We start from the raw sequence: 26,995 nt of genomic DNA, 5'->3' as shown, positions 1-26,995 counted from the left end.
CGCAGCCGGGCAATCAATGCGCGACTAACGATGTGTCGCGCGGTACTGGCTGGGAGACAGCCCGGTCAGGGCGCGGAATTGCCGGCTAAAAGCGCTGTGGTCGGTGTATCCGCAGCGCAGGGCGATGTCGGTGATGGGCAGTGTCGAGTCCAGTAACAAGGCCGAGGCTTCGCCCAGGCGGGCCTTGTGAATCATTTGCCGCGGGGTGAGCTGAAAGATGCGCTTGCAGTGGCGCTCCAGTTGGGCCACCGACAGGCCGGCGATGGCGGTCAATTCGCCAAGGCTGATCGGGCGGGCGAAGTGCTGGCGGATATGCAGGTCGACCGCCGCCAGCCTGTCGAACGCGGGGTGGCTGGACTGCGGCACCTGCAGGTCGCGGGAGATACCGGCGAGACCGACCACCTGGCCTTGGGCGTCGAGTAACGCCAATTTATGGGTCAGGCACCAGATAGCCTGGTTGCCGTAATACAGGTGCAGTTCCAACTGGTCGGTCAGTTCGCGGCCGCTGCCCAGCACCTGGTGGTCCTGCCGGGTATAAAGCGGGCCGAAGCGCTCCGGGAAAACCATCTCGGCGGTGCGCCCCAGCAGTTCATGGCTGTGGCTGAAACCGCAGCGACGGGCCAGGGTCTGGTTGACGAAGGCATAGCGGGCTTCGCGATCTTTAATGAAAAACACCAGGTCCGCCAGGCTGTCGAGCAGCGGCGCGATGGGCTGCAGGCTGGTGAGCAGGGTCGGCAGGTCGCAGGGGGTAAAGTCGGTTAGCGAAGCATGCATGGCGCCGGGGGCCTGAAGGGGACCCCCGGGATCATAGAGGCTCGCCGCCGCGCCGGTAAGCCCCGGGCAGCCATCAGGCACCGGGGACGTCATCCAGGCACAGCAGGGTCTCGATGCGTGCCGGGCTGAACGGTGGTCGTGGGGCGGGGGGCTGCCAACCAAACAGGTGTTGCACCGCGCCTCCACAGACGCGTCCCTGACAGGCGCCCATGCCGCAGCGGGTGGCCAACTTGGCTTCCCGACAATCGCGCTGCCCGGCCAACGCCCCGTAGGGCACGTCCTCGCAGCGGCACACCAGGGTATCGGCCGCCGCCAGGGTCTTGAGCCCTGGGTCGAGGGCGAAGGCCTGGTTGAGTGCCCGGGCAAAGGCCTGCCAGCGCGCGCGTTGTGGCCACAGACGCTGGGCCGCATTTCGCTCGCCCACGGCGGCATGACCGGCGATCCGGCCTTCCACCAGCGCCAGCTCGCTGCCGCCAAAGCCGGTGCATTCGCCTGCCGCGTAGTGGTCGATGACACTGGTCGCCTGCCAAGGGTCGACCGCGAGAGCGTTCCCTGCCAGCGCGCAGCCCAGGGCCTGGCCCAGCTGGGTATTGGGAATCAAGCCAAAGCCGCAGGCCAATCGATCGCAGGCCAGTTCGACGACCTTGCCCTGTTGCAGCAGGCGTACCCCTTCCAGGCGCTCGCGGCCGAGGGCGGCCAGCACCTGGGTTCCGGTCCGGTAGTGAGCATCGAACAGGGTAACGGACTGCAGCAGCTTGTGCGGCCACCGCGGCAGCTGCGCGGCAAACCCGGCCACGGCACCACGCGAGGCCTGTTCGGCGATACGCAGCAGTTGCGCCCCCTGTTGCTTGGCGGTCGCGGCGCTGGCCAACAGCAGCGGCCCGCTGCCGGCGACCACCAGGCGTTCGCCGCGCACCGGGAGCCCGCCCTTGATCAGGGCTTGCAGGCCGCCGGCGCCAGTGACCCCGGGCAAGGTCCAGCCGGGGAAGGGCAGCAGCAATTCCCGTGCGCCGGTGCACAGGATCAGTTGGTGGTAGGTGATGGTCCAGCCGCGCTCATCATCTTCGACCAGCAATTGCTTTGCGCCGGCACGGGCGATAACCCGGGTAGCGGGGCAATGCCGCACATTGCCAAGGGCGGCCAGCTGTTCGCGCATTCGCTGCGCCTGGACGGGCAGTTTGGCCTGGGGACCGTCGCGCCAGATTTGCCCGCCGGCCAGGGGATTGTCGTCGAGCAACAGGATGCGTGCGCCACTGGGGGCGGCCGCGAGGGCGGCGGCCATGCCGGCCGGTCCGGCACCGATGATCAGCAGGTCGGTGTGTTCGCTCATGCCAGGGACTCCACGCGCATGCCGTCCCGGCACAGGGTCTGGCAGGCCAGGCGACGGCGGCCGTCGATGGTCACCCGGCACTCCTGGCAGACCCCCATGCCGCACAGTGGGGCACGGCGCTGGCCGCTGATCGAGGTGCGGCTGCTGCCGTCACCCCCCAGGGCCAGGGCGGCGGCGACACTGGTGCCTTCGGCGACCTGCAGTGCGCGGCCGTTCAACATCACTTCAGGCATGGGGCTGTGCTCCCAGAAAACGCTGTGGCAGATAGGGCTGGGCGTTGAGCGGCGGCGCCTCGTCAAACAGCTGGGCGGCCAGCAGATCGGCGGTGCCCAGGGCGGTGGTGACGCCCAGGCCTTCATGGCCGACCGCCAGCCACAGGCCCGGTCGCTGCGGGTGCTGGCCCACCAGCGGCAGCCCGTCGGGGCTGGCGGCGCGAAAGCCGGTCCAGGCGCGGATGCCATTGAGCTGGGCCAGGCCGGGCATGTACTCCACCGCACGCCTGAGCATTTTGGCCAGCATCCAGCCTTCTACTTGCGGGTCGCTGGTGCCGAACTGCCGCGAGGCACCGATAAACAGCTGGCCGGTGGGGCGTGGCTGGATATTGCAGGCGGTCGATGGCCCGCTGGCGTTATGGGCGCTGGTGACGTAACCCAGTTCCACCAGGGTGTGGGTGACGCTGCCCGGGTAGCGGTCGGTGATCAGCAGGTGGCCTTTCTTCGGCTCGATCGGCAGCTCCGGACACAGGTCCTTGGCCTGCACGCCATTGGCCAGGACCACCGCGTCGGCGCTTAGCCACTGGCCAGTGTCGAGGCGCACCCGGTTGCCCTCGATTTCGCTGACGCATCCCAGGCGCTGCTCGATGCCCGGGGTGTCGAGCATCCAGCGGGCGGCGCTGGGCGCATAGAGGATGCCGTCGCCCGGCAGCAGCAAGCCGCCTTCCAGGCCCTCGCGCAGCTGGGGTTCGAGGCGACGCAAGGCGGCACTGCCGATCAGTTCGCCGGCCACGCCATGGGCCTCGAGGTTGTGCGCCTTGCTCTGGGCCACCGCCATTTCCTCGGGGTTGGCCGCCAGCCACAGGGTGCCGTTCTGGCGAAAGGCGCAAGCCTCGGGCAGCGCCGGCGCCAGTTCGCGCCAGCGCCGCAAGGAATACGCGCTCAGGGCCAGTTCGGCCGGGTTGTCGTCCAGTACCAGCAAATGGCCCATGCCGGCTGCGGTGGCGCCCGGCAAACCGGCGTCCAGCACCAGCACCCGCAGACCACGCCGGGCCAGGACCTGGGCGCAGGCGGCGCCGATGATGCCGGCGCCGACGATGATGACCTCGGCCGCGGCGCCGGTGTTCACAGGCGAATGCCCCAGGCGAACGGATCGTCCGCTTGCAGGATCAGCGTGGCTTCGGCGCTGATAAAGGCGCGGCCGCGGATGGTCGGTACGATGGCCTCGCCCTGGCGCTCGAACGAGCCCTCGAACTCGCTGCCGATCACGCTCGCCTGGCGCCAGACCTCACCCGGTTGCAGTTTGCCGTCGGCCGCCAGGCAGGCCAACTTGGCGCTGGTACCGGTGCCACAGGGCGAGCGGTCGTAGGCCTTGCCCGGGCACAGCACAAAGTTGCGGCTGTCGGCCTGGGGATCCTCGGCGAAGAGTTCGACATGATCGATCAGGCCGCCGTCCGCACCGCGGATGCCCTGGACCTCCAGAGCCTGTTGCACGGCGTAGCTGTAGACGGTCAAGGCCTCGAGGTTGGCGCTGCTGACCTCCAGGCCGTGATCGGCGATCAGAAAGAACCAGTTGCCGCCCCAGGCGACATCGCCGACCACCTCGCCGAACCCCGGCACCTGCAGGCTGAGCCCCTTGGCATGCCGGTAAGCGGGGACATTGCGCACGCTGACCGAGCCGTCCTCGTGCAGGGTGGCTTGCACCGTGCCCACCGGGGTTTCGATGCGGTGCACACCGGCGCCGATCCTGCCCAGATGCGCCAGCGAGGCGACCAGGCCGATGGTGCCGTGACCGCACATGCCGAGGTAACCGGTGTTGTTGAAAAATATCACCCCGGCACAGGCGCTGGGGTCCACCGGCTGGCACAGCAGCGCGCCGACCAGCACATCGCTGCCGCGCGGTTCGAGCATGCAGGTGGCGCGCCATGGGTCGTGCTGGTCGGCCAGGCGTTGCCGCCGTTCGGCCATGCTGCCGGTGCCCAGGTCCGGAAAGCCGTCGATGACCAGGCGGGTCGGTTCGCCGCCGGTGTGGGAGTCGATCACGCTGATGCGTTTCATCACAGGTCAGTCCATTCGGGAGAATGAACGAAAGAGTGGCCTGTGCGAGGGCTGGCGGCTTGAGGGTTTTAGTCGATGCAGATGACGAAATCGGCACAATCGTGCCCTCTCAATGAGCGCGGGGCAGATGCTCGAGCAAGGTCGTGCAGACGCCGGCGATATGTTGGTCGAGCAGGGCCACGGCGCGCTCCACATCTTTGGCGCGGCAGGCGTCGAGGATTTCCCGGTGCTCGTGATCGGCCCTCTCCTTGCCGGCCGACAGGCTCATCTGCAGGCGCAGGTAGCGCTCCAGCTTGTCGTTGACCGAACGGATCAGGCCGACCAAAAAGGGCCGTTGCGCCGGTTCGTAGAGGCAGGCGTGCAGTTCCCAGTTGAGCTCGGCCCAGCGCCCGACGTCGTTTTCCCCGATAAACTCCTGGCAGATGCGTTCGGCGCGGGCAAAGGTGGCGTCGGTCATGTTGGGGATGGCCAGGCGCAGCACCTTGTCCTCGAGCAACATGCGCACTTCGAACATCTGCGCCAGTTCGGGTTCGGAGACCCGGGTGACCATCGCCCCGCGATTGCGCTGGAACACCACCAGCCCTTCGGCCTCCAGGCGCTTGAGTGCCTCGCGGACCGGGATTTTGCTGACATTGAACTGGCGGGCGATATCGTCCTGGCGGATCGGCTCATCTTCGTCGAACTGGCCGCCGATAATGGCCTCGCGCAGGTGCCGGGTGATGATTTCCGACGTGGACGGGGAGTTGCCCAGATCGGGTGCGTTGAGTTTGGGTAGGGTCACGGCAAGGGTCGTTCGAGGTGGTTTGTGACTAGGGTATACGAGTTTTCTCAACGCGAACTAGCCGCTGGCGTTTCGAAGGGCATGCCGCTCGGCCAGTCAGAGGCTTGGCGTAGGCTGGGGCAGCGGCGCAAGCGGCGAAGCGACAGGCTCCTGCCGCGGATAACACGCCGCCTAATCCACGCCAATCGGCCTGGCGCCGGGCGAGCGTGCCGGGATGGGGAACACGGGCTTGAGAATCCCCCGGGTCTACCTGCAGGCGTAGGGTGGGTTAGCGGCGCATATCAACATCGACCTGCCCCTACGCAGGTCTTTCGCCGCGTAACCCACGCGGATCGGTCCAGCGCAGGGGACATGCCAAGGTATCCGCCAACGCGGGTAGGGCGGCCGGAAAATTAGCCGACGCCTGGCCTGGTTTCGTCTGTCTACAGCTTGCCGCTGAGAAAGACCAGCGAATGCCCATGGGCCTCGGCGGCGCGGCGCTGGTGATAGCTGCTGCGATGCGAGCAATTGAACCCATGTTCGGCATCCGGGTAGCTGCGGATGTCCACCGCCCCACGCTGCGCGAACGCTGCCCTGATGCCTGCCACGGCATCCATCGGGATATGACTGTCCTGTTCGCCGAAGTGCATCAGCACGGGCACCGTTATGGCGTCGGCACGTTGCAGCTGGTGCTGAATACCACCGCCGTAGTAGCACACCGCGGCATCGACCAACCCCTGGACGGCGCTGTGGTAGGCCAACAGGCCGCCGAAGCAGAACCCCAGGCTCGCCAGCTTGCCATCCAGTGCGGGGTGGGATTTCAAGGCGCTGACGGTGAGGGCGATATCGGCCACTGCCTGATCGACCGGGGTGGCGTTCATCAGCTCGACGGCGCGTTGCCAGCCGGCCTGGTCGTAGTCCAGCTCGATACGTGCACCGCTGCGCCAGAACAGGTCGGGTACCAGCACCACATAACCGTCCGCCGCGTATTGCTCGGCCACCGAGCGAATGTGCGCGTTGACGCCGAAAATTTCCTGCAGCAACACGATGCCCGGGCCTTTACCGGTGTGGGGTAGCGCCAGGTAGGCGCCGAAGCGACCATCCTGGCTGTCGATCTCGATCCATTGGCTGGTGATGCTCATAGGCTTCCCTGTCGGTTTTCGGTGAGTGGTCAGTGTGCCCGGGTGTCGCTGAGTTGTTCCAGCAGTAAGCGTTTTGGCGCAGCCAGCAGCTCTTTGGACAGCTCGGGATCCTGAACGCTGCGCGACAGCAGTAGGGCGCCGATCAGCGTTGAAAGGATCAGCATGCTCTGCTGCGCGGCAGTTTCGCCCTCCAAGTGGTTCTGGATCATCTCCAGCCGACTGCGGATGACCCGGTCCGTGGTGGCGCTGGGCGTACCACGTTGGCCGAGTTCGGCGCACAGCGTGGGCAAGGGGCAGCCAGCCCCCGGGTCGTTCCGATGAGCCTCGGACAGGTAGCCGCTGATCAAGGCCTGCAGGGGGTTTTCGCGTGTTGCCATCTCGGCGGTCGCCGCGTCGGTTTGCCGTATCGCCTGGCCCAATGCCTGTTCCACCAGGTCATCCTTGGACTTGAAGTGGGCATAAAAGCCGCCATGGGTCAGCCCCAGGGCCTTCATCAAGGGCTGCAACCCGGTCGCGGCCACGCCGTCACGGCGGAACAGGCGAGCGGCCTCCTCGAGGATGCGTTGATGGGTTTGGGCTTTATGGTCTTCTGAATAACGCATGGCTGTCCTGCAAGGGCGACTGAGCTAGATGTTGAGCATAATCTAACGCCATTCGCCCGGCAGTGACAGTTCGGGCCGCTGAAACGCGCCTTTCAGGTCGACCGCCAGCACGCCGTGGCAGTCATCAGGCTGTGGCGCTGACTAAATGATGGACAGCATACCAATATAATATTATGGTCGAAATATAACTGTTGGCGACTACCGCCGACCGTGCGAAGCAGGAGCTGAGCCATGGCGCATCCAGCGTCTCCATCCCGAAGCCTATTTCTGATCCTGGTGGCACTGACCGCCCTGGGGGAAATCTCCACGCAACTGATAGTGCCCAGTTTGGGGGCGCTGGAGCTGGCCATGTCCGCCCGTCCGGGCAGCAGCCTGCTAGCGCTTTCGGTGTTCGTGGGGGCCTTTGGGCTGGGTCAGTTGGTCCTGGGGCCGTTGTCCGACCGCATTGGCCGCCGACCGGTGCTGCTCGCCGGGCTGTCGGTCTACCTGCTGGCCACCCTGTGGCTGTTGTTGGCCGGCAGCATGGCGGAGTTTATTGCCGCCCGCGTGCTCCAGGGGCTCGGCGCGTGCGCGGCCATCGTGTTGGCACGGGCCATCGTGCGTGATGTGTGGCAGGCCCAGGCCGGCCCCGCATTGGCCCAGACGGTGATCGGCATGCTCTGTGCCATTGCCGTCGCGCCCATGCTCGGTGGTGCCCTAAGTCTCCATGCCGGCTGGCGTGCACCGATCGCGCTGGCGCTGCTGGTAGGTGCCTGCACTCTGGTGGCGGTCCTCAACCTGTACCGCGAAAGCAACCCGCGGCTGGATCCTCAGGCCGGGCAGTTGAAAACCCTGGCGGGCAACTATGCCGACTTGCTCAAGGCGCGTTCGTTTCAGGCTTTTGCCCTGACCCTGGCGTGCACCTATGGTGCGATGTTCGCCATGATCGCCGGGTCGTCGGCAGTCTATATGGGTCTGCTGGGGTTGAGCGCGGCGCAGTACGGCCTGATTTTCGGCCTGATTGTCTCGGGCCTGATCGCCGGGGCCTTTTTCACCCAACGGATGATTATGCACTGGGGCCCGGACAAGATCGTGGCGTTGGGCGTCGCGCTGGTGGCGATGGGCTCGCTCTCGACCTGGGCAATCTACCAAGGCCTGGGGTTGTCCGTGCTTGGCCTGTCGTTGCCCCAGGTGCTGGTCACGCTGGGGGGCGGCATGGTGCTGCCGGCCAGCGTCGCCGGGGCGGTGATGCCCAATGCCCAGCGTGCCGGACTGGCGGCCGGCTTTATGGGCTTTGCGCAGATGGCCGGTGCGACCCTCAGTGGTGTCCTGCTCAGCCTGCTGCAGGATGGTTCGGCATGGCCCATGGTGCTGCTCAACAGCCTGTTTGCGGCGGCGGCCTTCTGTGCGTTCCAACTGCTGCGCGGAAGAGCCCCGATCGCGGGGCTGGCGGTGGTCAAGCGGCCTTGAGAAGGGGCACTTGGAGCCGGCTGCGTCAGATTCACCGGGCGCGACGGCGCCCAGCGGATGGCGGCTGTCAGGTCGAGATGGGGGGCAGGCACGACGATTCCGCCTGATTTGCCAGCGGCCAGCGGGTCCTCGCCTGCCGCACCGGTGCGTGGGTGGTTCAATGCTCGAAATGCGGCCCTGGCCCGGCTTGTCCCAAGTTGTCCTCGGCATTGCGCAATGGGCAGGCTTTCAGGGACAGGCAGCCGCAGCCGATGCAACCGTCTAGTTGATCGCGCAATTGGCTCAGGCTGTGGATGCGCTCGTCCAATTCCGCCTTCCAGGAACGCGACAGGCGCTGCCAGTCCTGGGCGGTGGGGGTGCGCTCGGCCGGCAGCGCCTGCAGGGCCTCGGCAATGGCGGCCAGCGGAATACCGACCCGCTGCGCGACCTTGATCACCGCCAGTCGACGCAGGATCGAGCGCGGGTAGCGCCGTTGGTTGCCCGCGGTGCGCCGCGCACGAATCAGTCCCTTGGATTCGTAGAAATGCAGGGTGGACACGGCCAGGCCGCTGCGTGCGGCCGCTTCGCCGATCGCCAGGTCGGTGCCGGGCAGGGCCGTGGTGGAATCCTCGGCGGGTGGTTTCATGGCGGCTCCGTAAAGCGCTTGACCTCAAGTTAAGTTGAGATCATAGAGTGCCCGGGTCTTCGCGCTCAAGCCCCGCTCAAGGAGTCCCATGAAGAACCCGCAAGCGTTGTCACCGGTCCTCGCTTTTATCAATCCGCCGGGTCTCTATGATCCCCGTGCCAATGGCTACAGCCATGTGGTGACGGCCACCGCGAGTGCGCCGATTCGCCTGATCCAGATCGCCGGCCAGGGCGGGGAAAACGCCGAAGGTCAGTTGGCAAAGGGTTTCCCTGCGCAAGTCAGCCAGGCCCTGGACAACCTGCAGCTGGCGCTGCACGCGGCCCAGGCCACCTTAGCCGATGTGATCAAGCTCAGCGTGTTGATCGTCGATCACGATGAGGACCGGCTGGCCGTCCTCAGCCGCGAACTATTGCGCCTTTGGGGCGACCAGCCTACACCGGCCTGCACCCTGATTCCGGTGCCGCGCCTGGCGCTGGACGGCATGCTGTTCGAAATCGAGGCCTTGGCGGTAATGCAGGTGGGGTCATGAGCGCCGCGGTGCTGGATCTGGCGCCAGAGCGCCCGACTTACTTGAGCCTGCCCGTGCTGCTGTTGATGGCGGCGGCCACCGGCCTGTGTGCCGGCAGCAATTACTTCAATCAGCCGTTGTTGCACTCCATCGCCCAAGCGTTGCAGATCAGCGAAGGGATGGCGGCGTTCACCGTGACCCTTTCCCAGCTTGCTTACGCCCTGGGGTTGCTGTTTCTGGTGCCCCTGGGCGACAAGCTTGAGCAGCGTGGCCTGGTGGTTGGCCTGATGCTGCTGGCCGCGCTGGGCTTGCTGATCAGCGGCTACGCGCCGAATTTTTCCGTGCTGGTGGTGGGCACCCTGATCACCGGGCTGTTCTCGGTCGCCGCCCAGACGCTGGTACCCATGGCCGCCGGCTTGTCGGACCCGCAGCGCAGCGGTCGAGCGGTCGGGGTGGTGATGAGTGGCCTGCTTGCTGGCATTCTACTGGCGCGCAGCGCGGCCGGGCTGCTCTCGGCGCTGGGCGGCTGGAACACGGTCTACCGCTACGCGGCGGTGTGTATGGTGCTGCTGGCCCTGACGTTATGGTGGGTGCTGCCTCGCAGTCGCCAGCCGAACCCCGCCAGTTATCTCGCGGTACTGCGTTCCCTGGGCGGGTTGGTCAAGCGCCACCCGCGCCTGCGCAGCCGGGCCTTGCTGGGGGCATTGGCGTTCGCCTCGGTCAGCGTGCTGTTTTCCACCATGGCATTGCTGCTGTCGGGACCCGCGCATGGTCTGAGCGATCGTGATATTGGCCTGGTCGGCGTGGTGGGGGTGGTTGGGGTGCTGATGGCCAGCGTGGCGGGGCGCCTGGCCGACAGAGGCTGGCGGCAAATCACCAGCGCCGCTTCAGTGTTGCTGCTGCTGGTCGGCTGGGCGTGCCTGGCCTTGGGGGAAGCGCACCTGGGTTGGTTCGTGCTGGGAATCCTGATCATCGATCTGGCGTTGCCTGGCGTGCATGTGAGCAATCAGAGCGTGATCTACGGCTTGGCCGCGGATGCCCGTTCGCGCATCAATGCGGTCTACATGACCTGCTACTTTGCGGGCGCGGCCAGTGGTTCGGCGCTGGGTGCCCTGGCGTGGCACCGCGGCGGCTGGCAGCTGACCTGCGCGGTCGGGGCGGCGCTGGCGCTGCTCAGTGGTGTGATCCTGGGGTATGACCAGTGGCTGGTACGGCGCGCACGCAGCCCTGAATAGAGGGAGCACGCCCCCGCGCCTGTACGCTCATCCGGCCTTTGGACGGGATCAAATAGGCTGATTTTCCATGCGCGCCCTGAGTGCCAGCTTGATCTGCTCGCGCCACTCATGGGCGGTCAGGGACCACGCCTGGCAGTCCTCGCTGTTGGCAAAGCCTTGAAGATCGAGCTGCAGTTCCCGGATGCTGCGTCTGCGATAACAGAGCACGGCGAAGGGTTTTTTTCTCAAGTTGATCACGGTCGTCTCCTCCCTGGAAAAGCGGCTCCACCGCCCTGACATGGCCCGGGAGCCTGCTGTGCTAAGTCGACCTCGGCCAGGTAAAAATATTGAATTTTTTCAGCAGGCTTCTGGGAGTGGCCGCCAATCGTTAGCCGCTGAACGTCATCTGGAATCGGGTGTACCCCTCGCTCGACAGGCAGCGAACGGTGCCACCGTGGGCTTCGACTATGGCCCGGGTAATGGCCAGGCCGAGCCCGACGTGCCGAGAGGCGGCCGTGTGGGGGGCCGCGTCGATGCGGTAGAACCGCTCGAACAGTCGTTCCAGCTGCCCCGGAGCGATCGCCTCGCCGGGGTTTTCGACGGTCAGCTGAAGGTCCTTGGCCGTGCGCGTGATAAGCACCCTGATCGCCTGTCCATCGGCGGTGTAGCGCAGCGCGTTGGACAGCAGGTTGGACAGCGCGCGCTCCAGCATCAAGCGGTCGCCACTCAGCTGGCCGGCCCCCTCAAGTGTCAGGCGAATGCCGCGTTCGTCGGCCAACAGCTGGTAATATTCGAACAGCTTGAGCACCAACGGGCCCAGGTCAATATCGGCCCGGCTCGGCATCGCCAAACCGTTCTCCGACTTGGCCAGAAACAACATGTCATCGATGGTGCGCGCCATTCGCCGGAATTCGTCGAGGTTGGCGTACAGAGTGTCCTCATAGGCCTCACGGCCCCGCGCGTGGCTGAGTACCACTTCGGTGTGGGTCATCAGGTTACTGACCGGAGTGCGCAGTTCATGGGCAATGTCGGTGGAAAAGTTCGACAGGCGACCGAAGGCATCGTCCAGCCGGGCGAGCATGGCATTAAAGGCGCTCACCAGGTCGCGCAGCTCGTGGGGTACCGGTTCCAGCGGAATCCGCTCCTTAAGGGCGCGCGCTGACATGGATGCGGCCAGTCGGGTGACCTGCCGTACCGGGCGTAGTCCATTGCGGGCCACTAGCCAGCCCAGCCCGGCGCTGATCAGGGCGCTGAGGGTCAGGCCGATCCAGAACCAGCGGTGCAATTGCTGGAAGAAATGCATATGGGTGGTCACGTCGAGCATCAGCACGGCGCTGGTCGGCGCCGGTTGCCCCGTGGGCGACACCCTGGCCTTCAGGACGCGGTACAGGCGTCCCTCCCGCTGCCAATCCCAGGGGTGGTCCTCGGGCCGTTGTCGATAATCCGCGGGCGTTGGGGTCGCTTCGGGAATCGCCAGCACTGTGCTGCCGTCGGCGGCCAGCAACAGAACGCTCAGGTCCGGGTGCGCGCCGAGCAGGGTTCGCAGGCGAGGCGCCAGCGCGGAGATCGGCTCGTTGGGCGGCATCTGCGCCATCAGCTGGCGGGTCGCCTCGAGTTTTTCCAACAGCGCCTGCCGATCAAGCAGTTCGAAGTGGTGCCGGCTCAGCGCCGTGAAGCTCAACGCGGCGACGGCCAGCACCGCGACCACCGCGACCATAAACATCAGGCTCAGGCGGGTGGTCAGCGACAGCCGAATCATGGGTTCGCCTCACTGTCGAAGCGGTAGCCCAGGCCACGTGCGGTATGAATCAGTTTGGGCGCAAAACCTTCGTCGATCTTGGTCCGCAGGCGGCGCACCGCGACCTCGATGACGTTGGTTTCGCTGTCGAAATGCAGGTCCCAAACCTGGGCCGCGATCAGCGATTTAGGCAGTACTTCGCCGCGCCGCCGCATAAAAAACTCGAGCAGGGCGAATTCCTTGGCGGTTAGCTCGATCCGCTGCCCGGCGCGCGTGGCGCGACGGGTCAGCAGGTCGATGTGCAGGTCAGCGAGGCTCAGTCGGGTCGCCTGCGCGGCGGCCGTGCCACGTCTTAGCAGGGTACGTACCCGTGCCAGCAGTTCCGAGAAGGCAAAGGGTTTGATCAGGTAGTCGTCGGCGCCTAGCTCCAGGCCCTTGACCCGGTCCGCCACGCCATCGCGGGCGGTCAGAAACAACACCGGCAGGGTCAGTCCCGCGCTACGTATCCCGCTCAGTACCTCCCAGCCCTGCATTCCTGGCATCAGCACATCGAGGATCAGCAGGTCGTATTGATCGCTCAGGGCATGCTGCAGGGCTGCACGGCCGTCGGTGACCCGCTCGACCGTAAAGCCGGCTTCACTGAGGCCCTGCTGCAGGTAGGTGCCGGTGGTGATCTCATCTTCCGCAATCAGCAGTTTCATAAGGCGAGCTCCCGATCAGTGGTGCGAGTACGTGGGAAAAACCACGGCGGTGGGCGAATCAGCAGCGTTGACGTGGATACCTGCCCGCAGCAGGCCGATTGTCGCTCGGGGCGCGATTGTCGGCCAGTCATCCGGCAGCGCGCGCAGAAGCGGCTACAGTGGAGCGCTCAATCGAATCAAATGGAGCGGATACGATGAGTTGTCTGATATGCGGGGCGGGTGCCCAGGTGCTGCAAACCGGCGTCGCCGATTGGGAGGAGCGCGAGTGTGCCCAGTGCGGCCGCTACAAGGTGGCGCAAACCTTGCTGTCGACCATGGGCGACATGGTGTTCGATGTGGACAAGACTCGCCAATGGATCGCCAGTAACAGTGGCACCGGCCAGGCCCCCCGGCTGAGTCCCTTGTACGCCTGCCTGGTCAGTGCCGAGCCCGATGCGAACGAAACTTGAGTACTAGCCCGGAAGGGCGTGAGGGGCCTTTGGGGCGACGCTGTGAGGTCGCCGGGGCTGGTTCGGATTTCGCTGACATTCTGCATAAGGTGACTTCTTCAGTTTGACCCTCTAGAATGCTTGCCCTTGATTCTGGGGCCGGAAACGGCCGGCTTACGTCTGTGCAACGAGGAATATCCATGCAAGTTTCTGTTGAAAACACTTCCGCTCTCGAGCGTCGCATGACCATCGGCGTTCCGGCCGAGCGCATTGAGACCGAAGTCAACAAGCGTCTGCAGCAGACTGCCCGTCGCGCTAAAGTGCCTGGCTTCCGTCCGGGCAAAGTGCCGATGAGCGTGATCCGTCAGCGTTACGAGGACTCCGCTCGTCAGGAAGCCCTGGGCGACCTGATTCAAGCGACCTTCTACGAAGCTGTGGTTGAGCACAAACTCAACCCGGCCGGCAACCCTGCCGTCGAGCCCAAGGTGTTCGAAAAAGGCAAGGATCTGGAATATGTTGCCACCTTTGAAGTCTTCCCCGAGTTCCAGGTGGCCGGCTTCGAGAGCCTGGCTATCGATCGCCTGCAGGCCGATGTGGCCGATGCTGATCTGGACAACATGCTGGAAATCCTGCGCAAGCAGAATACCCGCTTCGCGGACGCCGAGCGTGCCGCTCAACTGGACGACCAGGTGACGATCGATTTCGTTGGCAAGGTCGACGGCGAGGTGTTCGCTGGCGGTTCCGCCAAGGGCACGCAACTGGTGCTGGGCTCCAAGCGCATGATCCCGGGTTTCGAAGACGGTCTGGTCGGTGCCACTGTTGGTGAAGAGCGCGTGTTGAACCTGGAATTCCCGGCTGAGTATCAGAACCTGGAACTGGCCGGCAAGGCGGCCGAGTTTACCGTGACTGTCACCCGCATCGCCGCCCCCACGCTGCCGGAGCTGAACGACGAGTTCTTCGCCCTGTTCGGGATCAAGGATGGCGGCCTGGAAGGCTTCCGTGCCGAGGTCCGCAAGAACATGGAGCGCGAACTGCGCCAGGCGGTCAAATCCAAGGTCAAGAACCAGGTGATGGACGGTCTGCTGACGGCCAATCCGCTGGACGTGCCGAAATCCCTGCTGGGCAATGAAGTCAATCGCCTGCGCGTGCAAGCCGTCCAGCAGTTCGGCGGCAACGTCAAGCCGGAGCAATTGCCTGCCGAACTGTTCGAAGAGCAGGCCAAGCGCCGTGTCGCGTTGGGTTTGATCGTCGCCGAGGTGGTCAAGCAGTTCGAACTCAAGCCTGATGAAGCCCGCGTGCGCGAGATGATCCAGGAGATGGCTTCGGCCTACCAGGAGCCTGAGCAAGTGGTCGCGTGGTACTACAAGAACGACCAGCAACTGAACGAAGTGCGTTCTGTTGTGCTCGAAGAACAAGTTGTGGATACTGTTCTGCAGAAGGCCAATGTGACCGACAAACGGGTCTCTTACGAAGAAGCGGTCAAGCCAGCGGAAGCCCCGCAAGCAGCCTGATCGTCCCTTTAGTTAGAGCACACCATAAGCCAGCCTTCGTGCTGGCTTATGCGTATTTGAGACATGACTAGTAAGGGAGCGAGCGTAAGACATGTCCCGTAATCCTTTTGTGCAGCAAGACATTCAGGCCGCTGGCGGTTTGGTGCCCATGGTCATCGAGCAGTCCGCCCGTGGCGAACGCGCCTATGACATCTACTCGCGCCTGCTCAAGGAGCGTGTGATTTTCCTGATCGGCCCGGTAGAGGACTACATGGCCAATCTGGTGGCCGCACAGCTGTTGTTCCTCGAGGCCGAGAACCCGGACAAGGACATTCACCTGTACATCAACTCGCCAGGTGGTTCGGTGACTGCCGGCATGTCGATCTACGACACCATGCAGTTTATCAAGCCTGACGTCTCGACCACCTGCATCGGCCAAGCCTGCAGCATGGGCGCCTTGCTGCTGGCCGGCGGTGCCGCCGGCAAGCGTTACTGCCTGCCGCACTCGCGGATGATGATTCACCAGCCGCTCGGTGGCTTTCAGGGGCAGGCCTCGGACATCGAGATCCATACCCGCGAAATCCTCACCATTCGCGACCGCCTGAACCAGATTCTGGCCCACCACACCGGCCAGCCCATCGAAGTGATCGCCCGTGATACGGATCGCGACAACTTTATGAGCGGCGAGGTGGCGGTCAAGTATGGCCTGATTGATCAGGTCCTCAGCAAGCGCCCAGGCGCCGCTCCAGGCGCCTAAACGGCGTCCCGCTGGTAATATTCAGATGCGTTGCGGGCTTGTAAAAGCCCGCAATTGCCTCCATCTTGTGTTTCAAGCCTACCGGATTGGATTGATCGAATGACTGACACCCGCAACGGCGAGGACAACGGCAAATTGCTCTATTGCTCCTTCTGCGGCAAAAGCCAGCATGAAGTGCGCAAATTGATTGCCGGCCCCTCGGTCTTTATCTGTGACGAGTGCGTCGACCTGTGCAATGACATCATCCGTGAGGAGGTGCAGGAAGCCCAGGCCGAGAGCAGTGCACATAAACTTCCTGCCCCGAAGGAAATCAGCGGCATCCTCGACCAGTATGTGATCGGTCAGGAGCGAGCGAAGAAGGTGCTGGCGGTGGCGGTGTACAACCACTACAAACGCCTTAACCAGCGTGAGAAAAAGGACGACGTCGAGCTGGGCAAAAGTAACATCCTGCTCATCGGGCCGACCGGTTCGGGTAAAACCCTGCTGGCCGAAACCCTGGCGCGTCTGCTCAACGTGCCCTTCACCATAGCCGATGCCACCACCTTGACCGAAGCCGGTTATGTAGGTGAGGACGTCGAGAACATCATCCAGAAGCTGTTGCAGAAGTGCGATTACGATGTGGAAAAGGCCCAGATGGGCATCGTCTACATCGATGAGATCGATAAGATTTCGCGCAAATCGGACAACCCGTCGATTACCCGCGACGTTTCTGGCGAGGGCGTGCAGCAGGCGCTGCTGAAGCTGATCGAGGGCACTGTGGCCTCGGTTCCACCTCAGGGTGGGCGCAAGCACCCGCAACAGGAGTTTTTGCAGGTCGACACCCGCAATATCCTGTTCATCTGTGGTGGCGCGTTTTCTGGCCTGGAAAAGGTCATCCAGGGGCGGTCCACCAAGGGCGGTATCGGTTTCAATGCCGATGTCCGTAGCAAGGACCTGGGCAAGAAGATCGGCGAGTCGCTGCGTGAAGTCGAGCCGGACGATTTGGTCAAGTTTGGCCTGATCCCCGAGTTCGTCGGGCGTCTGCCGGTCATCGCCACGCTGGACGAGCTGGACGAAGCGGCGCTGATGCAGATCCTCACCGAGCCGAAGAACGCTTTGACCAAGCAATACGCCAAGCTGTTCGAAATGGAAGGTGTCGACCTGGAGTTCCGTCCGGACGCGCTCAAGTCGGTCGCCCATCGTGCGTTGGAGCGCAAGACCGGTGCCCGCGGCCTGCGTTCGATCCTGGAAGGCGTGCTGCTGGACACCATGTACGAAATCCCCTCGCAGTCTGAAGTCAGCAAGGTGGTCATCGACGAAAGTGTCATCGCCGGCACCTCCAAGCCGCTGTTGATCTACGAGAACAACGAGCCCAAAGCCAAGGCTGTTCCCGAGGCCTGAGCGGGTCCGTAACCGCTGTACCAAGGGGCCTGCGGGCCCCTTTGTTTTTGCGGGCGCTGCGCTTGTTTTTTCCGGTTGTAGCCCCCATCTTGGTTTGGGTACTCCCATCTGTTTATGGCCGTCTGGCCGCCGTAGGGCCTAAATGATGAAGACAACCGTCGAATTGCCTCTCCTGCCATTGCGCGATGTCGTGGTCTATCCGCACATGGTTATCCCGCTGTTCGTGGGGCGTGAAAAATCCATCGAGGCCTTGGAAGCTGCGATGACCGGCGACAAGCAGATTCTCTTGGTCGCGCAAAGGAACCCGGCTGATGACGATCCCAGCGAGGAGGCCCTGTATCGGGTCGGCACGGTTGCCACCGTGTTGCAGCTGCTCAAGCTGCCTGATGGTACCGTCAAGGTGTTGGTCGAAGGTGAACAGCGCGGCACCATCGAGCGTTTTGTCGAAGTCGAGGGGCATTGCCGCGCGGATGTCAGCCTGATCGAAGAGGTCGAGGTCGCCGAGCGCGAATCCGAAGTCTTTATCCGCAGCCTGCTGAGCCAATTCGAGCAGTACGTGCAGTTGGGCAAGAAAGTGCCTGCCGAGGTACTGTCCTCCCTCAACAGCATCGACGAGCCTGGTCGCCTGGTCGATACCATGGCCGCGCACATGGCGTTGAAGATCGAGCAGAAACAGGAGATTCTCGAGGTCACCGAGTTGTCGGAGCGGGTCGAGCATGTGTTGGCGCTGCTGGATGCCGAGATCGACCTGTTGCAAGTGGAAAAGCGCATCCGTGGTCGCGTTAAAAAGCAGATGGAGCGCAGCCAGCGCGAGTACTACCTGAATGAGCAGATGAAGGCCATTCAAAAGGAACTCGGCGACAGCGACGAGGGCCACAACGAACTCGAGGAGCTGAAAAAGCGTATCGAGGGCGCAGGCCTGACCAAGGAGGCGCATGCCAAGGCGACGGTCGAGCTGAACAAGCTCAAGCAGATGTCGCCCATGTCGGCGGAAGCCACGGTGGTGCGCTCCTATATCGATTGGCTGGTGAACGTCCCCTGGAAGGCCGAGACCAAGGTGCGCTTGGACCTGTCCAAGGCCGAAGGCATTCTTGACGCTGACCATTACGGTCTGGAAGAGGTCAAGGAGCGCATTCTCGAGTACCTCGCAGTGCAGAAGCGCGTGAAGAAGATCAAGGGACCCGTGCTGTGCCTGGTCGGACCGCCGGGGGTGGGCAAGACGTCGCTGGCCGAGTCGATCGCCCATGCCACCAACCGCAAGTTCGTGCGCATGGCCTTGGGCGGGGTCCGTGATGAAGCGGAAATTCGCGGGCACCGGCGCACCTACATTGGTTCCATGCCGGGTCGCCTGATCCAGAAAATGACCAAGGTCGGCGTGCGCAATCCGCTTTTCCTGCTCGATGAAATCGACAAGATGGGCAACGACATGCGCGGCGATCCGGCCTCGGCGCTGCTCGAGGTGCTGGATCCGGAGCAGAACCACAATTTCAATGATCACTACCTTGAGGTCGACTACGACCTGTCCGACGTGATGTTCATCTGCACCGCCAACTCCATGAATATTCCGGCGCCGCTGCTGGACCGCATGGAGGTGATTCGCCTGCCGGGGTACACCGAAGACGAGAAGATCAATATCGCCGTCAAGTACCTCGCGCCCAAGCAGACCCAGGCCAATGGCCTGAAAAAAGGCGAGCTGGAATTCGAAGAGGCGGCGATCCGCGACATCATCCGCTACTACACCCGCGAGGCGGGAGTGCGCAACCTGGAGCGGCAACTCGCCAAGGTCTGCCGTAAGGCGGTGAAGGAACATGCCAGCGCCAAGCGCTTCAAGGTGCTGGTCACCGCTGAGCTGCTGGAGCGTTTCCTCGGGGTACGTAAGTACCGCTATGGCTTGGCCGAAGTGGAAGACCAGATCGGTCAGGTGACCGGTCTGGCCTGGACCCAGGTGGGTGGCGAACTGCTGACCATCGAGGCAGCCGTGGTTCCTGGCAAAGGGCAACTGATCAAGACCGGTTCGCTGGGGGATGTGATGGTCGAATCCATCACCGCGGCGCTGACTGTGGTGCGCAGCCGCGCCAAAAGCCTGGGAGTGGCCCTGGACTTCCATGAGAAGCGCGACATCCATATCCATATGCCCGAGGGGGCGACACCCAAGGACGGCCCCAGCGCGGGCGTAGGCATGTGCACGGCCCTGGTATCGGCACTGACCCAGATCCCGGTGCGTGCCGACGTCGCCATGACTGGCGAAATCACCCTGCGTGGGCAGGTGCTGGCCATCGGCGGGCTGAAGGAAAAATTGCTGGCGGCGCACCGTGGCGGAATCAAGACGGTGATCATTCCGGAAGAGAATGTGCGTGATCTGAAAGAGATTCCGGAGAATATTAAGCAGGACCTTCAGATTAAACCGGTTAAATGGATTGACGAGGTCCTGCAAATTGCGCTGCAATACGCCCCGGAGCCCTTGCCTGATGCGGCTCCGGAGCTGGTAGCGCAGGATGACAAGCGCGAGTCTGACTCTAAGGAGAGAATCAGCACGCATTAGCCGGGGGGCTTCCTTGACACATTTTTAGAGCCCTTGTTATAAAGCGGCTCTTTATGTGGCGGCAGGCCCACCAGCACCGCTTTGCCTACACCCAAAAATTAAGAAACAAACTCAACAGAAATAAGGGGACTTAGAGTGAACAAGTCGGAACTGATTGATGCCATCGCCGCATCTGCTGATATTCCTAAAGCTGTAGCTGGCCGTGCGCTGGATGCTGTAATCGAGTCCGTAACTGGCGCTCTGAAGGCTGGCGACTCCGTCGTGCTGGTGGGCTTCGGTACTTTCGCTGTCAAGGAACGTGCTGCCCGTACTGGCCGCAACCCGCAGACCGGTAACCCGATCAGCATCGCTGCCGCCAAGATTCCAGGTTTCAAAGCCGGCAAGGCCCTGAAAGACGCTGTCAACTAAGCGTTCTTCGGGAGTTGCCCAGCCATTTCGGGCCTGGCTCGAAATGGACGTGGAGCGGTCATCCAACCGGTTAGCTTACCGGTCTGGCATGTGGGATTCGTCACTCTAGATCCCTTCCGCTCCGCCAGTTACGAGAAGGCGCATCTTCGATGCGCCTTTCTTCTATCCGGATTTTACCCACGCTGCGCGGCTGCTGATCATGTGCAGCCGTTCTGGGGGACGCATGCTTCAGAATATCAGGGACAATTCACAGGGTTGGATTGCCAAAACCATCATCGGCATCATCGTCGCGCTGATGGCGTTGACCGGTTTCGACGCCATTTTCAATTTCTCCAGCAACCAGCAGAACGCCGCCGAGGTCAATGGCGAGGCCATTGCCTTGAACGACCTGAGCCGTGCCGCAGAGATGCAACGTCGTCAGCTGTCCCAGCGATTGGGCAAGGACTTTGACGCCTCGATGCTGGATGAAAAGCTGTTGCGCGAAGCGGCCCTCAAGGGGCTGATCGAACGTGAGCTGATGCTGCAGAGCGCCAAGAACGCCGACTTCGCCTTCTCGCCGCAAGGCCTGGACCAACAGATTTTGCGCCTGCCGGAATTCCAGGTGGAAGGCAAGTTCAGTCCGGACCGCTTCGACCAAGTGATCCGTCAGATGGGCTATACCCGTCTGCAGTTTCGCAGCATGCTGGAAGAGGAAATGCTGATTGGCCAGGTCCGTGCCAGCCTTTCCGCCAGCAGCTTTGTGACCGATGAGGAAGTGGCGGCCTTCGCCCGCCTGGAAAATCAGACCCGCGATTTCGCCACCCTGACGTTCAAGGCCGATCCGGCCGCAGTCAAGTTGACCGATGACGACGTCAAGGCTCACTACACCGCTCATGCTTCGCAATACATGAGCCCCGAGCAGGTGGTGCTGGAGTACGTGGAGCTGAAGAAGGAATCCTTCTTCGCCCAGGTCACGGTCGCCGAGGCGGAATTGCAAGCGCAGTACAAGAAGGAAGTTGCCAGCCTGGCCGAACAGCGCCAGGCCGCACATATCCTGATCGCGGTTGACGACAAGGTGACCGATGAGCAGGCCAAGGCCAAACTGGATGAGGCGCAAAAGCGTCTGGACCAGGGCGAGTCCTTTGCCGAAGTGGCCAAGTCGGTGTCCCAGGACCCGGGCTCGGCGGCCAACGGTGGCGACCTCGGCTATGCCGGTCCGGGGGTCTACGACCCCGCCTTCGAGAAGGCGCTTTATGAGCTCAAGCAGGACCAGGTCTCGGTACCGGTGCGCAGCCAGTTCGGTTGGCACTTGATCAAGCTGTTGGGCGTCCAGGCGCCTGAGGTCCCGACCTTCGCCAGTCTGAAGGACAAGATCGAGCGTGACTTGAAAACCCAGCAGGTCGAACAGCGTTTCGTCGAGGTGTCCAAGTCGCTTGAGGATGCCGCGTTCGAAGCCTCCGATCTGGCCCAGCCGGCACAGGAACTGGGACTCAAGGTGCAAACCAGCGTGGCCATCGGCCGTGAAGGCGGCGAAGGCCTGGCAGCCAATCGCCAAGTGCTGGAAGCCGCGTTCAGCCCTGAAGTGTTGGAGGAGGGTGCCAATAGCACGGCGATCGAGCTGGACCCTGATACCGTGGTGGTATTGCGCGTCAAGGAGCATAAAAAGCCGGAGCAGCAGAAGCTGGAGCAAGTCGATGCCAGCATCCGTGCCCAGTTGACCCGTGAACGTGCCAACGAAGCGGTGAAGGCCAAGGGTGATGCCCTGTTGGCGGGACTGCGTGAGGGCAAGACACCGCTTAGCCCGACGCAGGATGGCCAGCCGTGGAAAGTCGTGGAGGCTGCGACCCGCAACCAGGAAGGGCTCGATCCGGCGGTCGCCCAAGCGCTGTTCCGCATGCCGCGTCCGGTGGGCGAGGGCAAGCCAGTGTTCTCCAGCGTGACCCTGGGTAATGGCGATTTGGTGGTGCTGCAGCTCAAGGGAGTCAGTGAGCCGCAATCGGAATTGAAGGAAGAGGATAAGGCCCTGTTCCGACGTTTCCTCGCCTCGCGCAGCGGCGAGCAGGATTTCTCTGCTTTCCGTAACCAGCTGCAAGCCAAGGCCAAGATCGAGCGTTTCTAAGCCCGCTTGGAAAATGAAAAGGCCGCTCTCGAGCGGCCTTTTTTATGGCGAGGGCCGGTTGGTCTTGCCATCAACGAGTCATGTTGCAGCGAAGAAAGCCCCAGGGAAGAAGCATCCCCCAGCCGTGTCTGACGTCTGTACTCACGCGGCAGGATGTTGCTTATCGCGGTCCGTGCGGGGGGGGCTGTGAACGGATCCTGGGCCGCACGGTGAGCGCGGCCCAGGCGAGCGTCACTCTTCTTCGATGGCGGCCATCGCGGTGGTATTGAAACCGCCGTCGACATAGAGGATTTCACCGCTGATACCTGAGGCCATGTCGGAACAGAGGAACGCCCCGGCATTACCGACTTCCTCGATGGTCACGTTGCGCCGCAGGGGCGTCTGTTTCTCGTTGGCTGCCAGCATCTTGCGGAAGCTTTTGATGCCGGACGCGGCCAGGGTGCGGATCGGCCCTGCCGAGACGGCGTTGACCCGCGTGCCTTCCGGACCGAGGCTGCCCGCCAGGTAGCGCACACCCGCTTCCAGGCTGGCCTTGGCCATGCCCATGACGTTGTAGTTGGGCATGGTGCGTTCCGCACCCAGGTAGGACAGGGTCAGTACACTGCCATTGCGACCCTGCATCATCGGCCGTCCGGCCTTGGCCAGCGCCACCAGGCTGTAGGCACTGATGTCGTGGGCGATGCGGAAACCCTCGCGGGTGGTGACCTCGGTGAAGTCACCGTTGAGCTGGTCGCCTGGCGCGAAGCCCACCGAGTGGACGATGATGTCCAGGCCGTCCCACTTCTGGCTCAGGGCCTCGAACACCGCGGCGATTTCCTCGTCGCTGGCGACGTCGCAGGGGAAACACAGCTCCGGGCTGGAGCCCCAGCCCGTGGCGAAATCCTCGACACGGCCCTTGAGCTTGTCGTTCTGATAGGTGAAAGCCAGTTCGGCGCCTTCGCGGTGCATCGCCGCGGCGATGCCGGAGGCGATGGACAGTTTGCTGGCGACGCCGACGATCAACGCGCGCTTACCGGCGAGAAAACCCATGTGTTGCTCCTTTTCTGATTAGTCGGCAGCCACCGGGGCCATAAAGGCGGCCTCGAGTAACTGCCGGGTATAAGGGTGTTGCGGGGCGGCGAAAATGGTCGACGCCGGCCCCTGTTCGACCACCTGTCCCTGATTGACCACTATCAATTGGTGGCTCAATGCCCTGACCACCGCCAGGTCATGGCTGATGAACAGGTAGGTCAGGTTGTACTTGCCTTGCAAATGCCGCAGTAACTCCACCACCTGACGCTGCACGGTACGGTCCAGTGCCGAGGTCGGTTCATCCAGCAGTATCAGTGCCGGCTTCAGCACCAGGGCCCTGGCGATGGCGATCCGCTGCCGCTGGCCCCCGGAAAACTCGTGGGGGTAACGGTGGCGGGTTTCCGGGTCCAGGCCGACTTCCACCAGCGCGTCGATCACCGCTTGTTCCTGTTGCGCCGCGTTACCGATCTGGTGGATGTCCAGGCCTTCACCGATGATTTGCCCCACCGCCATGCGCGGGCTAAGGCTACCGTACGGATCCTGGAACACCACCTGCATCTGTCGTCGCAACGGGCGGATGGCCTGTTGCGACAAGCCGTTCAGCGCCTGGCCCTGAAAGCGGATGTCGCCCTGACTGCCGAGCAGCCGCAGGATCGCCATCCCCAGGGTGGATTTGCCGCATCCGCTTTCGCCGACGATGCCCAGGGTCTGGCCCTGGGGCAGGCTGAAGGTGATGCCATCCACCGCTTTCACGTAATCGACCGTGCGCCGCAGCAGGCCTTTCTTGATCGGAAACCATACCCGCAGGTCAGTGACCTCGAGCAGCGGCGGACCAGGCGGATGAGGCACCGGATCGCCACTGGGTTCGGCGCCGAGCAGTTCCCGGGTATAGGGATGCTGCGGCGCGCGGAACAATGTTTCACACGACGCCTGTTCGACGATGCGACCGTGCTGCATGACACATATGTCTTGGGCGATGCGCCGTACCAGGTTCAGGTCATGGCTGATCAGCAACAGGGCCATACCCAGGCGGGCTTGCAACTCCTTGAGCAGCTCAAGGATTTTCAGTTGCACGGTGACGTCCAGGGCGGTCGTCGGCTCATCGGCGATCAGCAGTTCCGGCTCGTTCGCCAGGGCCATGGCGATCACCACGCGCTGACGTTGGCCGCCGGACAGTTCGTGGGGGTAGGCCTTGAGTCGGGAGACCGGGTTGGGGATGCCCACCATCTCCAGCAGCTCCAGGGTGCGTCGCGTGGCGGCTTTACCGGTCAGTCCCTTGTGCAGGGTCAGGACCTCGTTGATCTGCTTCTCGATGCTGTGCAAGGGGTTGAGCGAGGTCATCGGCTCCTGGAAGACCATGGCGATGCGGTTACCGCGGATGCGCCGCAGTGCCTCGGTCTCCAGCGTCAGCAGGTCCTGCCCCGCGTAGTGGATACTGCCGGACGGATGGCGGGCCAGCGGGTAGGGCAGCAGGCGCAGGATCGAATGGGCGGTCACCGATTTGCCGGAGCCGCTTTCGCCGACCAGGGCCAGGGTCTGGCCTTTGCGGATGGCGAAGCTGACACCGTCGACGGCCCGTTGCACCTGTTGGCCCACCACGAACTCGACCGACAGGTCGCGCACTTCGATCAGGATGTCGTTATCAGCGGCGGTGCTCATCTCACTTCCTCGGGTCGAAGGCATCGCGCGCGGCCTCACCAATAAATACCAGCAGGGTCAGCATCAGGCCGAGCACGACGAAGGCGCTGATGCCCAGCCAGGGGGCTTGCAGATTGGATTTGCCCTGGGCCACCAGCTCCCCGAGCGAGGGCGCGCCGGGCGGCAGGCCGAAGCCAAGGAAGTCCAGGGCGGTCAGGGTGCCGATCGCGCCTGTCAGGATAAAGGGCAGGAAGGTCAGGGTGGAGACCATGGCGTTGGGCAGGATATGGCGGAACATGATCGCGCCGTTCTGCATGCCCAGGGCGCGGGCGGCGCGCACGTATTCCAGGTTACGGCCACGGAGGAATTCGGCGCGTACCAGATCGACCAGGCTCATCCACGAGAACAGCAGCATGATGCCCAGCAGCCACCAGAAATTAGGCTGGATAAAACTCGACAGGATGATCAGCAGAAACAGCACCGGCAGGCCCGACCAGATCTCCAGGAAGCGCTGGCCGAGCAGGTCGACCCAGCCGCCATAGAAGCCCTGCAGGGCGCCAGCGAAGATCCCGATCAGGGTGCTAATAAAGGTCAGGATCAGGGCGAACAGCACCGAAATGCGAAAGCCATAGATCACCCGGGCCAGGACGTCGCGGGCCTGGTCGTCGGTTCCCAGCCAATTCTGCGCCGAGGGGGGGGCCGGGGCGGGCACGCGCAGGTCGTAGTTGATGCTCGAATAGCTGAAGGGAATCGGCGGCCACAGCATCCAGCCGTCCTTCTGGGCGATCAAGTCGCGGATATAGGGGCTCTTGTAGTTGGCCTGCAGGGGGAATTCCCCGCCGAAGGTGGTTTCCGGGTAGCGTTTGAGCACCGGGAAGTACCAGTCGCCGTCGTAGCGCACGGCCAGCGGCTTGTCGTTGGCGATCAACTCCGCGCCCAGGCTCAGGGCGAACAGGCCGAGAAACAGCCAGAGCGACCACCACCCGCGTTTGTGCGCCTTGAAGCGCTCGAAGCGGCGTCGATTCAATGGGGAGAGGTGCATCTCAACCCTCCCGATTTTCGAAGTCGATGCGCGGATCGACCAGGGTGTAGGTGACATCGCTTATCAATTTCATGATCAGGCCGAACAGGGAAAAGATGAACAGGGTGCCGAATACCACCGGGTAGTCGCGGTTGATGATCGACTCGAAACCCAGCAAGCCCAGACCATCGAGGGAAAAAATCACCTCGATCAGCATGGAGCCGGTGAAGAATATCCCGAGGAAGGCGGCGGGGAAGCCGGCGATCACCAGCAGCATGGCGTTACGGAACACATGGCCGTACAGCACCCGGGACTCAGTCAGTCCCTTGGCCCGGGCCGTCACCACGTACTGTTTGTTGATTTCGTCGAGGAAGCTGTTCTTGGTCAGCAAGGTCAAGGTGGCGAAGTTGCCGATCACCAGGGCGGTGACCGGCAGCGCCAGGTGCCAGAAATAATCGAGCATCTTGCCGCCCAGGCTGAGCGAGTCGAAGTCGTTGGAGGTCAGGCCGCGCAGGGGAAACCAGTCGTAGTAGCTGCCGCCGGCAAAGACCACGATCAGCAGGATGGCGAACAGAAAGGCCGGGATGGCGTAGCCGAGAATGATCGCCGAACTGGTCCAGACGTCGAACGGGCTGCCATGGCGGGTGGCCTTGGCGATGCCCAGCGGAATGGAGATCAGGTAGGTGATCAGGGTGCTCCACAAGCCCAGGGAGATCGATACCGGCAGTTTTTCCGCAATCAGCTCGGTGACCTTGGCGTCGCGAAAGAAGCTGTCGCCAAAGTCCAGCTTCAGGTAGCTGGTCAGCATGATCCAGAAGCGCTCCGGCGCCGGCTTGTCGAAGCCGTACATGCGTTCGATTTCACCGATCAGCTCCGGGTCCAGACCCTGGGCGCCCCGGTAACTGGAGCCGCCGACCGCGACCTCGGAACCGCCCCCGGAGATGCGCCCGGTGGCGCCGCCAGCGGCGGCGTCGAAGCCTTCCAGCTTGGCGATCATCTGCTCCACCGGCCCGCCCGGGGCCGCCTGGATAATGATGAAGTTGATCAGCAGGATGCCCAACACCGTGGGAATGATCAGTAACAGGCGTCGCAGGATATAGGCCAGCATC

26 protein-coding genes are annotated in these 26,995 nt (G+C 63.3%); 10 read left to right on the top strand and 16 right to left on the bottom strand.

The window, feature by feature from the left end; all coding sequences use genetic code 11:
• Positions 1 to 24: 24 nt before the first annotated feature.
• The 8 genes from ABWY06_RS19355 to ABWY06_RS19320 form a co-directional block, all read right to left on the bottom strand.
• Positions 25 to 774 carry an AraC family transcriptional regulator gene (locus ABWY06_RS19355; protein WP_353927206.1) on the bottom strand — a complete coding sequence of 250 codons (750 nt, stop codon included), beginning with the start codon at positions 772 to 774 and terminating at the stop codon, positions 25 to 27.
• A 73-nt stretch (positions 775 to 847) separates the two neighbouring features.
• Positions 848 to 2,104 carry an FAD-dependent oxidoreductase gene (locus ABWY06_RS19350; protein ID WP_353927205.1) on the bottom strand — a complete coding sequence of 419 codons (1,257 nt, stop codon included), beginning with the start codon at positions 2,102 to 2,104 and terminating at the stop codon, positions 848 to 850.
• Positions 2,101 to 2,337 (bottom strand): (2Fe-2S)-binding protein, encoded by a 237-nt coding sequence (locus ABWY06_RS19345; RefSeq protein WP_353927204.1) that lies wholly within the window; start codon positions 2,335 to 2,337, stop codon positions 2,101 to 2,103. Before ABWY06_RS19345 ends, ABWY06_RS19350 begins: the two co-directional genes overlap by 4 nt.
• Entirely contained in the window at positions 2,330 to 3,445 is a 1,116-nt protein-coding gene (locus ABWY06_RS19340) for an NAD(P)/FAD-dependent oxidoreductase (protein ID WP_353927203.1), read from the bottom strand. The genes ABWY06_RS19345 and ABWY06_RS19340 overlap by 8 nt, the downstream gene beginning before the upstream one ends.
• Positions 3,442 to 4,374, bottom strand: a complete 933-nt coding sequence (locus ABWY06_RS19335) for a 4-hydroxyproline epimerase (protein ID WP_353927202.1) — start codon at positions 4,372 to 4,374, stop codon at positions 3,442 to 3,444. Before ABWY06_RS19335 ends, ABWY06_RS19340 begins: the two co-directional genes overlap by 4 nt.
• Positions 4,375 to 4,483: 109 nt before the next feature.
• Positions 4,484 to 5,155: a GntR family transcriptional regulator gene (locus tag ABWY06_RS19330; RefSeq protein ID WP_353927201.1), complete on the bottom strand. Its 672-nt coding sequence runs from the start codon at positions 5,153 to 5,155 to the stop codon at positions 4,484 to 4,486.
• Positions 5,156 to 5,577: 422 nt separating this feature from the next.
• A complete protein-coding gene (locus tag ABWY06_RS19325; protein WP_353927200.1) occupies positions 5,578 to 6,276 on the bottom strand; it encodes a dienelactone hydrolase family protein in 699 nt (232 codons plus the stop codon).
• A 29-nt stretch (positions 6,277 to 6,305) separates the two neighbouring features.
• A complete protein-coding gene (locus ABWY06_RS19320; protein ID WP_353927199.1) occupies positions 6,306 to 6,878 on the bottom strand; it encodes a TetR/AcrR family transcriptional regulator in 573 nt (190 codons plus the stop codon).
• A 231-nt stretch (positions 6,879 to 7,109) separates the two neighbouring features.
• Between ABWY06_RS19320 and ABWY06_RS19315 the strand changes: the two genes are divergently transcribed.
• A complete protein-coding gene (locus ABWY06_RS19315) occupies positions 7,110 to 8,327 on the top strand; it encodes an MFS transporter (protein WP_353927198.1) in 1,218 nt (405 codons plus the stop codon).
• Positions 8,328 to 8,484: 157 nt separating this feature from the next.
• Here ABWY06_RS19315 and soxR read toward each other — a convergent pair whose 3' ends face one another.
• A complete protein-coding gene (gene soxR, locus ABWY06_RS19310; RefSeq protein WP_353927197.1) occupies positions 8,485 to 8,952 on the bottom strand; it encodes a redox-sensitive transcriptional activator SoxR in 468 nt (155 codons plus the stop codon).
• An 88-nt stretch (positions 8,953 to 9,040) separates the two neighbouring features.
• Between soxR and ABWY06_RS19305 the strand changes: the two genes are divergently transcribed.
• Together ABWY06_RS19305 and ABWY06_RS19300 are read left to right on the top strand one after the other, a co-directional pair.
• Positions 9,041 to 9,481, top strand: coding sequence for a RidA family protein (locus tag ABWY06_RS19305; RefSeq protein ID WP_353927196.1), 441 nt, complete (start codon positions 9,041 to 9,043; stop codon positions 9,479 to 9,481).
• Positions 9,478 to 10,695, top strand: a complete 1,218-nt coding sequence (locus ABWY06_RS19300; protein ID WP_353927195.1) for an MFS transporter — start codon at positions 9,478 to 9,480, stop codon at positions 10,693 to 10,695. The genes ABWY06_RS19305 and ABWY06_RS19300 overlap by 4 nt, the downstream gene beginning before the upstream one ends.
• Positions 10,696 to 10,743: 48 nt before the next feature.
• Here the strand turns inward: ABWY06_RS19300 and ABWY06_RS19295 are convergent, their stop codons facing one another.
• From ABWY06_RS19295 to ABWY06_RS19285, 3 genes are all read right to left on the bottom strand, one after another.
• Positions 10,744 to 10,932, bottom strand: a complete 189-nt coding sequence (locus tag ABWY06_RS19295) for a hypothetical protein (RefSeq protein WP_353927194.1) — start codon at positions 10,930 to 10,932, stop codon at positions 10,744 to 10,746.
• 130 nt (positions 10,933 to 11,062) lie between these two features.
• A complete protein-coding gene (locus ABWY06_RS19290) occupies positions 11,063 to 12,433 on the bottom strand; it encodes a heavy metal sensor histidine kinase (protein ID WP_353927193.1) in 1,371 nt (456 codons plus the stop codon).
• Complete coding sequence (locus tag ABWY06_RS19285; protein WP_353927192.1) at positions 12,430 to 13,113, bottom strand: heavy metal response regulator transcription factor; 684 nt, start codon at positions 13,111 to 13,113, stop codon at positions 12,430 to 12,432. Before ABWY06_RS19285 ends, ABWY06_RS19290 begins: the two co-directional genes overlap by 4 nt.
• 194 nt (positions 13,114 to 13,307) lie before the next feature.
• On the opposite strand from ABWY06_RS19285, the gene ABWY06_RS19280 reads away from it, so the two are divergent.
• The 7 genes from ABWY06_RS19280 (at position 13,308) to ABWY06_RS19250 (ending at position 22,216) form a co-directional block, all read left to right on the top strand.
• Positions 13,308 to 13,562 (top strand): hypothetical protein, encoded by a 255-nt coding sequence (locus ABWY06_RS19280; protein WP_353927191.1) that lies wholly within the window; start codon positions 13,308 to 13,310, stop codon positions 13,560 to 13,562.
• 179 nt (positions 13,563 to 13,741) lie between these two features.
• Entirely contained in the window at positions 13,742 to 15,052 is a 1,311-nt protein-coding gene (gene tig / locus ABWY06_RS19275; protein ID WP_353927190.1) for a trigger factor, read from the top strand.
• 91 nt (positions 15,053 to 15,143) lie between these two features.
• Positions 15,144 to 15,788 (top strand): ATP-dependent Clp endopeptidase proteolytic subunit ClpP, encoded by a 645-nt coding sequence (gene clpP, locus ABWY06_RS19270; RefSeq protein ID WP_353927189.1) that lies wholly within the window; start codon positions 15,144 to 15,146, stop codon positions 15,786 to 15,788.
• 99 nt (positions 15,789 to 15,887) lie between these two features.
• Positions 15,888 to 17,168: an ATP-dependent Clp protease ATP-binding subunit ClpX gene (gene clpX / locus ABWY06_RS19265; RefSeq protein ID WP_353927188.1), complete on the top strand. Its 1,281-nt coding sequence runs from the start codon at positions 15,888 to 15,890 to the stop codon at positions 17,166 to 17,168.
• Between the two features lie 145 nt (positions 17,169 to 17,313).
• On the top strand, positions 17,314 to 19,710 hold the full coding sequence (gene lon / locus ABWY06_RS19260; RefSeq protein ID WP_353927245.1) for an endopeptidase La: 2,397 nt from the start codon (positions 17,314 to 17,316) through the stop codon (positions 19,708 to 19,710).
• A gap of 135 nt (positions 19,711 to 19,845) precedes the next feature.
• Entirely contained in the window at positions 19,846 to 20,118 is a 273-nt protein-coding gene (gene hupB / locus ABWY06_RS19255) for a nucleoid-associated protein HU-beta (protein ID WP_010490206.1), read from the top strand.
• Positions 20,119 to 20,341: 223 nt separating this feature from the next.
• Positions 20,342 to 22,216: a SurA N-terminal domain-containing protein gene (locus ABWY06_RS19250; protein ID WP_353927187.1), complete on the top strand. Its 1,875-nt coding sequence runs from the start codon at positions 20,342 to 20,344 to the stop codon at positions 22,214 to 22,216.
• Positions 22,217 to 22,447: 231 nt separating this feature from the next.
• On the opposite strand, the gene fabI is transcribed toward ABWY06_RS19250, so the two are convergent.
• From fabI to ABWY06_RS19230, 4 genes are read right to left on the bottom strand one after another with little or no spacing between them, the layout of a single operon-like run.
• A complete protein-coding gene (fabI, locus tag ABWY06_RS19245; RefSeq protein WP_353927186.1) occupies positions 22,448 to 23,245 on the bottom strand; it encodes an enoyl-ACP reductase FabI in 798 nt (265 codons plus the stop codon).
• A gap of 18 nt (positions 23,246 to 23,263) precedes the next feature.
• Positions 23,264 to 24,886: an ABC transporter ATP-binding protein gene (locus tag ABWY06_RS19240; RefSeq protein WP_353927185.1), complete on the bottom strand. Its 1,623-nt coding sequence runs from the start codon at positions 24,884 to 24,886 to the stop codon at positions 23,264 to 23,266.
• 1 nt (position 24,887) lies between these two features.
• Positions 24,888 to 25,907, bottom strand: a complete 1,020-nt coding sequence (locus ABWY06_RS19235; RefSeq protein ID WP_353927184.1) for an ABC transporter permease — start codon at positions 25,905 to 25,907, stop codon at positions 24,888 to 24,890.
• A gap of 1 nt (position 25,908) precedes the next feature.
• The gene (locus ABWY06_RS19230; protein WP_353927183.1) at positions 25,909 to 26,994 is read right to left on the bottom strand and encodes a microcin C ABC transporter permease YejB; all 1,086 of its coding nucleotides are present in this window, start codon (positions 26,992 to 26,994) and stop codon (positions 25,909 to 25,911) included.
• Between the last annotated feature and the right edge of the window lies 1 nt (position 26,995).

This window comes from Pseudomonas sp. (assembly GCF_040514055.1).
Taxonomy (GTDB): domain Bacteria; phylum Pseudomonadota; class Gammaproteobacteria; order Pseudomonadales; family Pseudomonadaceae; genus Aquipseudomonas.
Note: the sequence above shows the minus strand (reverse complement) of the source record. Positions and strands in the feature narration are given on the sequence as shown.

Coding starts and splice junctions, on each gene's coding strand:
- ABWY06_RS19230 (WP_353927183.1), bottom strand. CDS start 26,994: ATGCTGGCCTATATCCTGCGACGCCTGTTACTGATCATTCCCACGGTG.
- ABWY06_RS19300 (WP_353927195.1), top strand. CDS start 9,478: ATGAGCGCCGCGGTGCTGGATCTGGCGCCAGAGCGCCCGACTTACTTG.
- ABWY06_RS19350 (WP_353927205.1), bottom strand. CDS start 2,104: ATGAGCGAACACACCGACCTGCTGATCATCGGTGCCGGACCGGCCGGC.
- ABWY06_RS19250 (WP_353927187.1), top strand. CDS start 20,342: ATGCTTCAGAATATCAGGGACAATTCACAGGGTTGGATTGCCAAAACC.
- ABWY06_RS19285 (WP_353927192.1), bottom strand. CDS start 13,113: ATGAAACTGCTGATTGCGGAAGATGAGATCACCACCGGCACCTACCTG.
- soxR (WP_353927197.1), bottom strand. CDS start 8,952: ATGAAACCACCCGCCGAGGATTCCACCACGGCCCTGCCCGGCACCGAC.
- ABWY06_RS19345 (WP_353927204.1), bottom strand. CDS start 2,337: ATGCCTGAAGTGATGTTGAACGGCCGCGCACTGCAGGTCGCCGAAGGC.
- clpP (WP_353927189.1), top strand. CDS start 15,144: ATGTCCCGTAATCCTTTTGTGCAGCAAGACATTCAGGCCGCTGGCGGT.
- ABWY06_RS19235 (WP_353927184.1), bottom strand. CDS start 25,907: ATGCACCTCTCCCCATTGAATCGACGCCGCTTCGAGCGCTTCAAGGCG.
- ABWY06_RS19315 (WP_353927198.1), top strand. CDS start 7,110: ATGGCGCATCCAGCGTCTCCATCCCGAAGCCTATTTCTGATCCTGGTG.
- lon (WP_353927245.1), top strand. CDS start 17,314: ATGAAGACAACCGTCGAATTGCCTCTCCTGCCATTGCGCGATGTCGTG.
- ABWY06_RS19240 (WP_353927185.1), bottom strand. CDS start 24,886: ATGAGCACCGCCGCTGATAACGACATCCTGATCGAAGTGCGCGACCTG.
- clpX (WP_353927188.1), top strand. CDS start 15,888: ATGACTGACACCCGCAACGGCGAGGACAACGGCAAATTGCTCTATTGC.
- tig (WP_353927190.1), top strand. CDS start 13,742: ATGCAAGTTTCTGTTGAAAACACTTCCGCTCTCGAGCGTCGCATGACC.
- ABWY06_RS19305 (WP_353927196.1), top strand. CDS start 9,041: ATGAAGAACCCGCAAGCGTTGTCACCGGTCCTCGCTTTTATCAATCCG.
- fabI (WP_353927186.1), bottom strand. CDS start 23,245: ATGGGTTTTCTCGCCGGTAAGCGCGCGTTGATCGTCGGCGTCGCCAGC.
- ABWY06_RS19355 (WP_353927206.1), bottom strand. CDS start 774: ATGCATGCTTCGCTAACCGACTTTACCCCCTGCGACCTGCCGACCCTG.
- ABWY06_RS19280 (WP_353927191.1), top strand. CDS start 13,308: ATGAGTTGTCTGATATGCGGGGCGGGTGCCCAGGTGCTGCAAACCGGC.
- ABWY06_RS19325 (WP_353927200.1), bottom strand. CDS start 6,276: ATGAGCATCACCAGCCAATGGATCGAGATCGACAGCCAGGATGGTCGC.
- ABWY06_RS19335 (WP_353927202.1), bottom strand. CDS start 4,374: ATGAAACGCATCAGCGTGATCGACTCCCACACCGGCGGCGAACCGACC.
- ABWY06_RS19320 (WP_353927199.1), bottom strand. CDS start 6,878: ATGCGTTATTCAGAAGACCATAAAGCCCAAACCCATCAACGCATCCTC.
- ABWY06_RS19290 (WP_353927193.1), bottom strand. CDS start 12,433: ATGATTCGGCTGTCGCTGACCACCCGCCTGAGCCTGATGTTTATGGTC.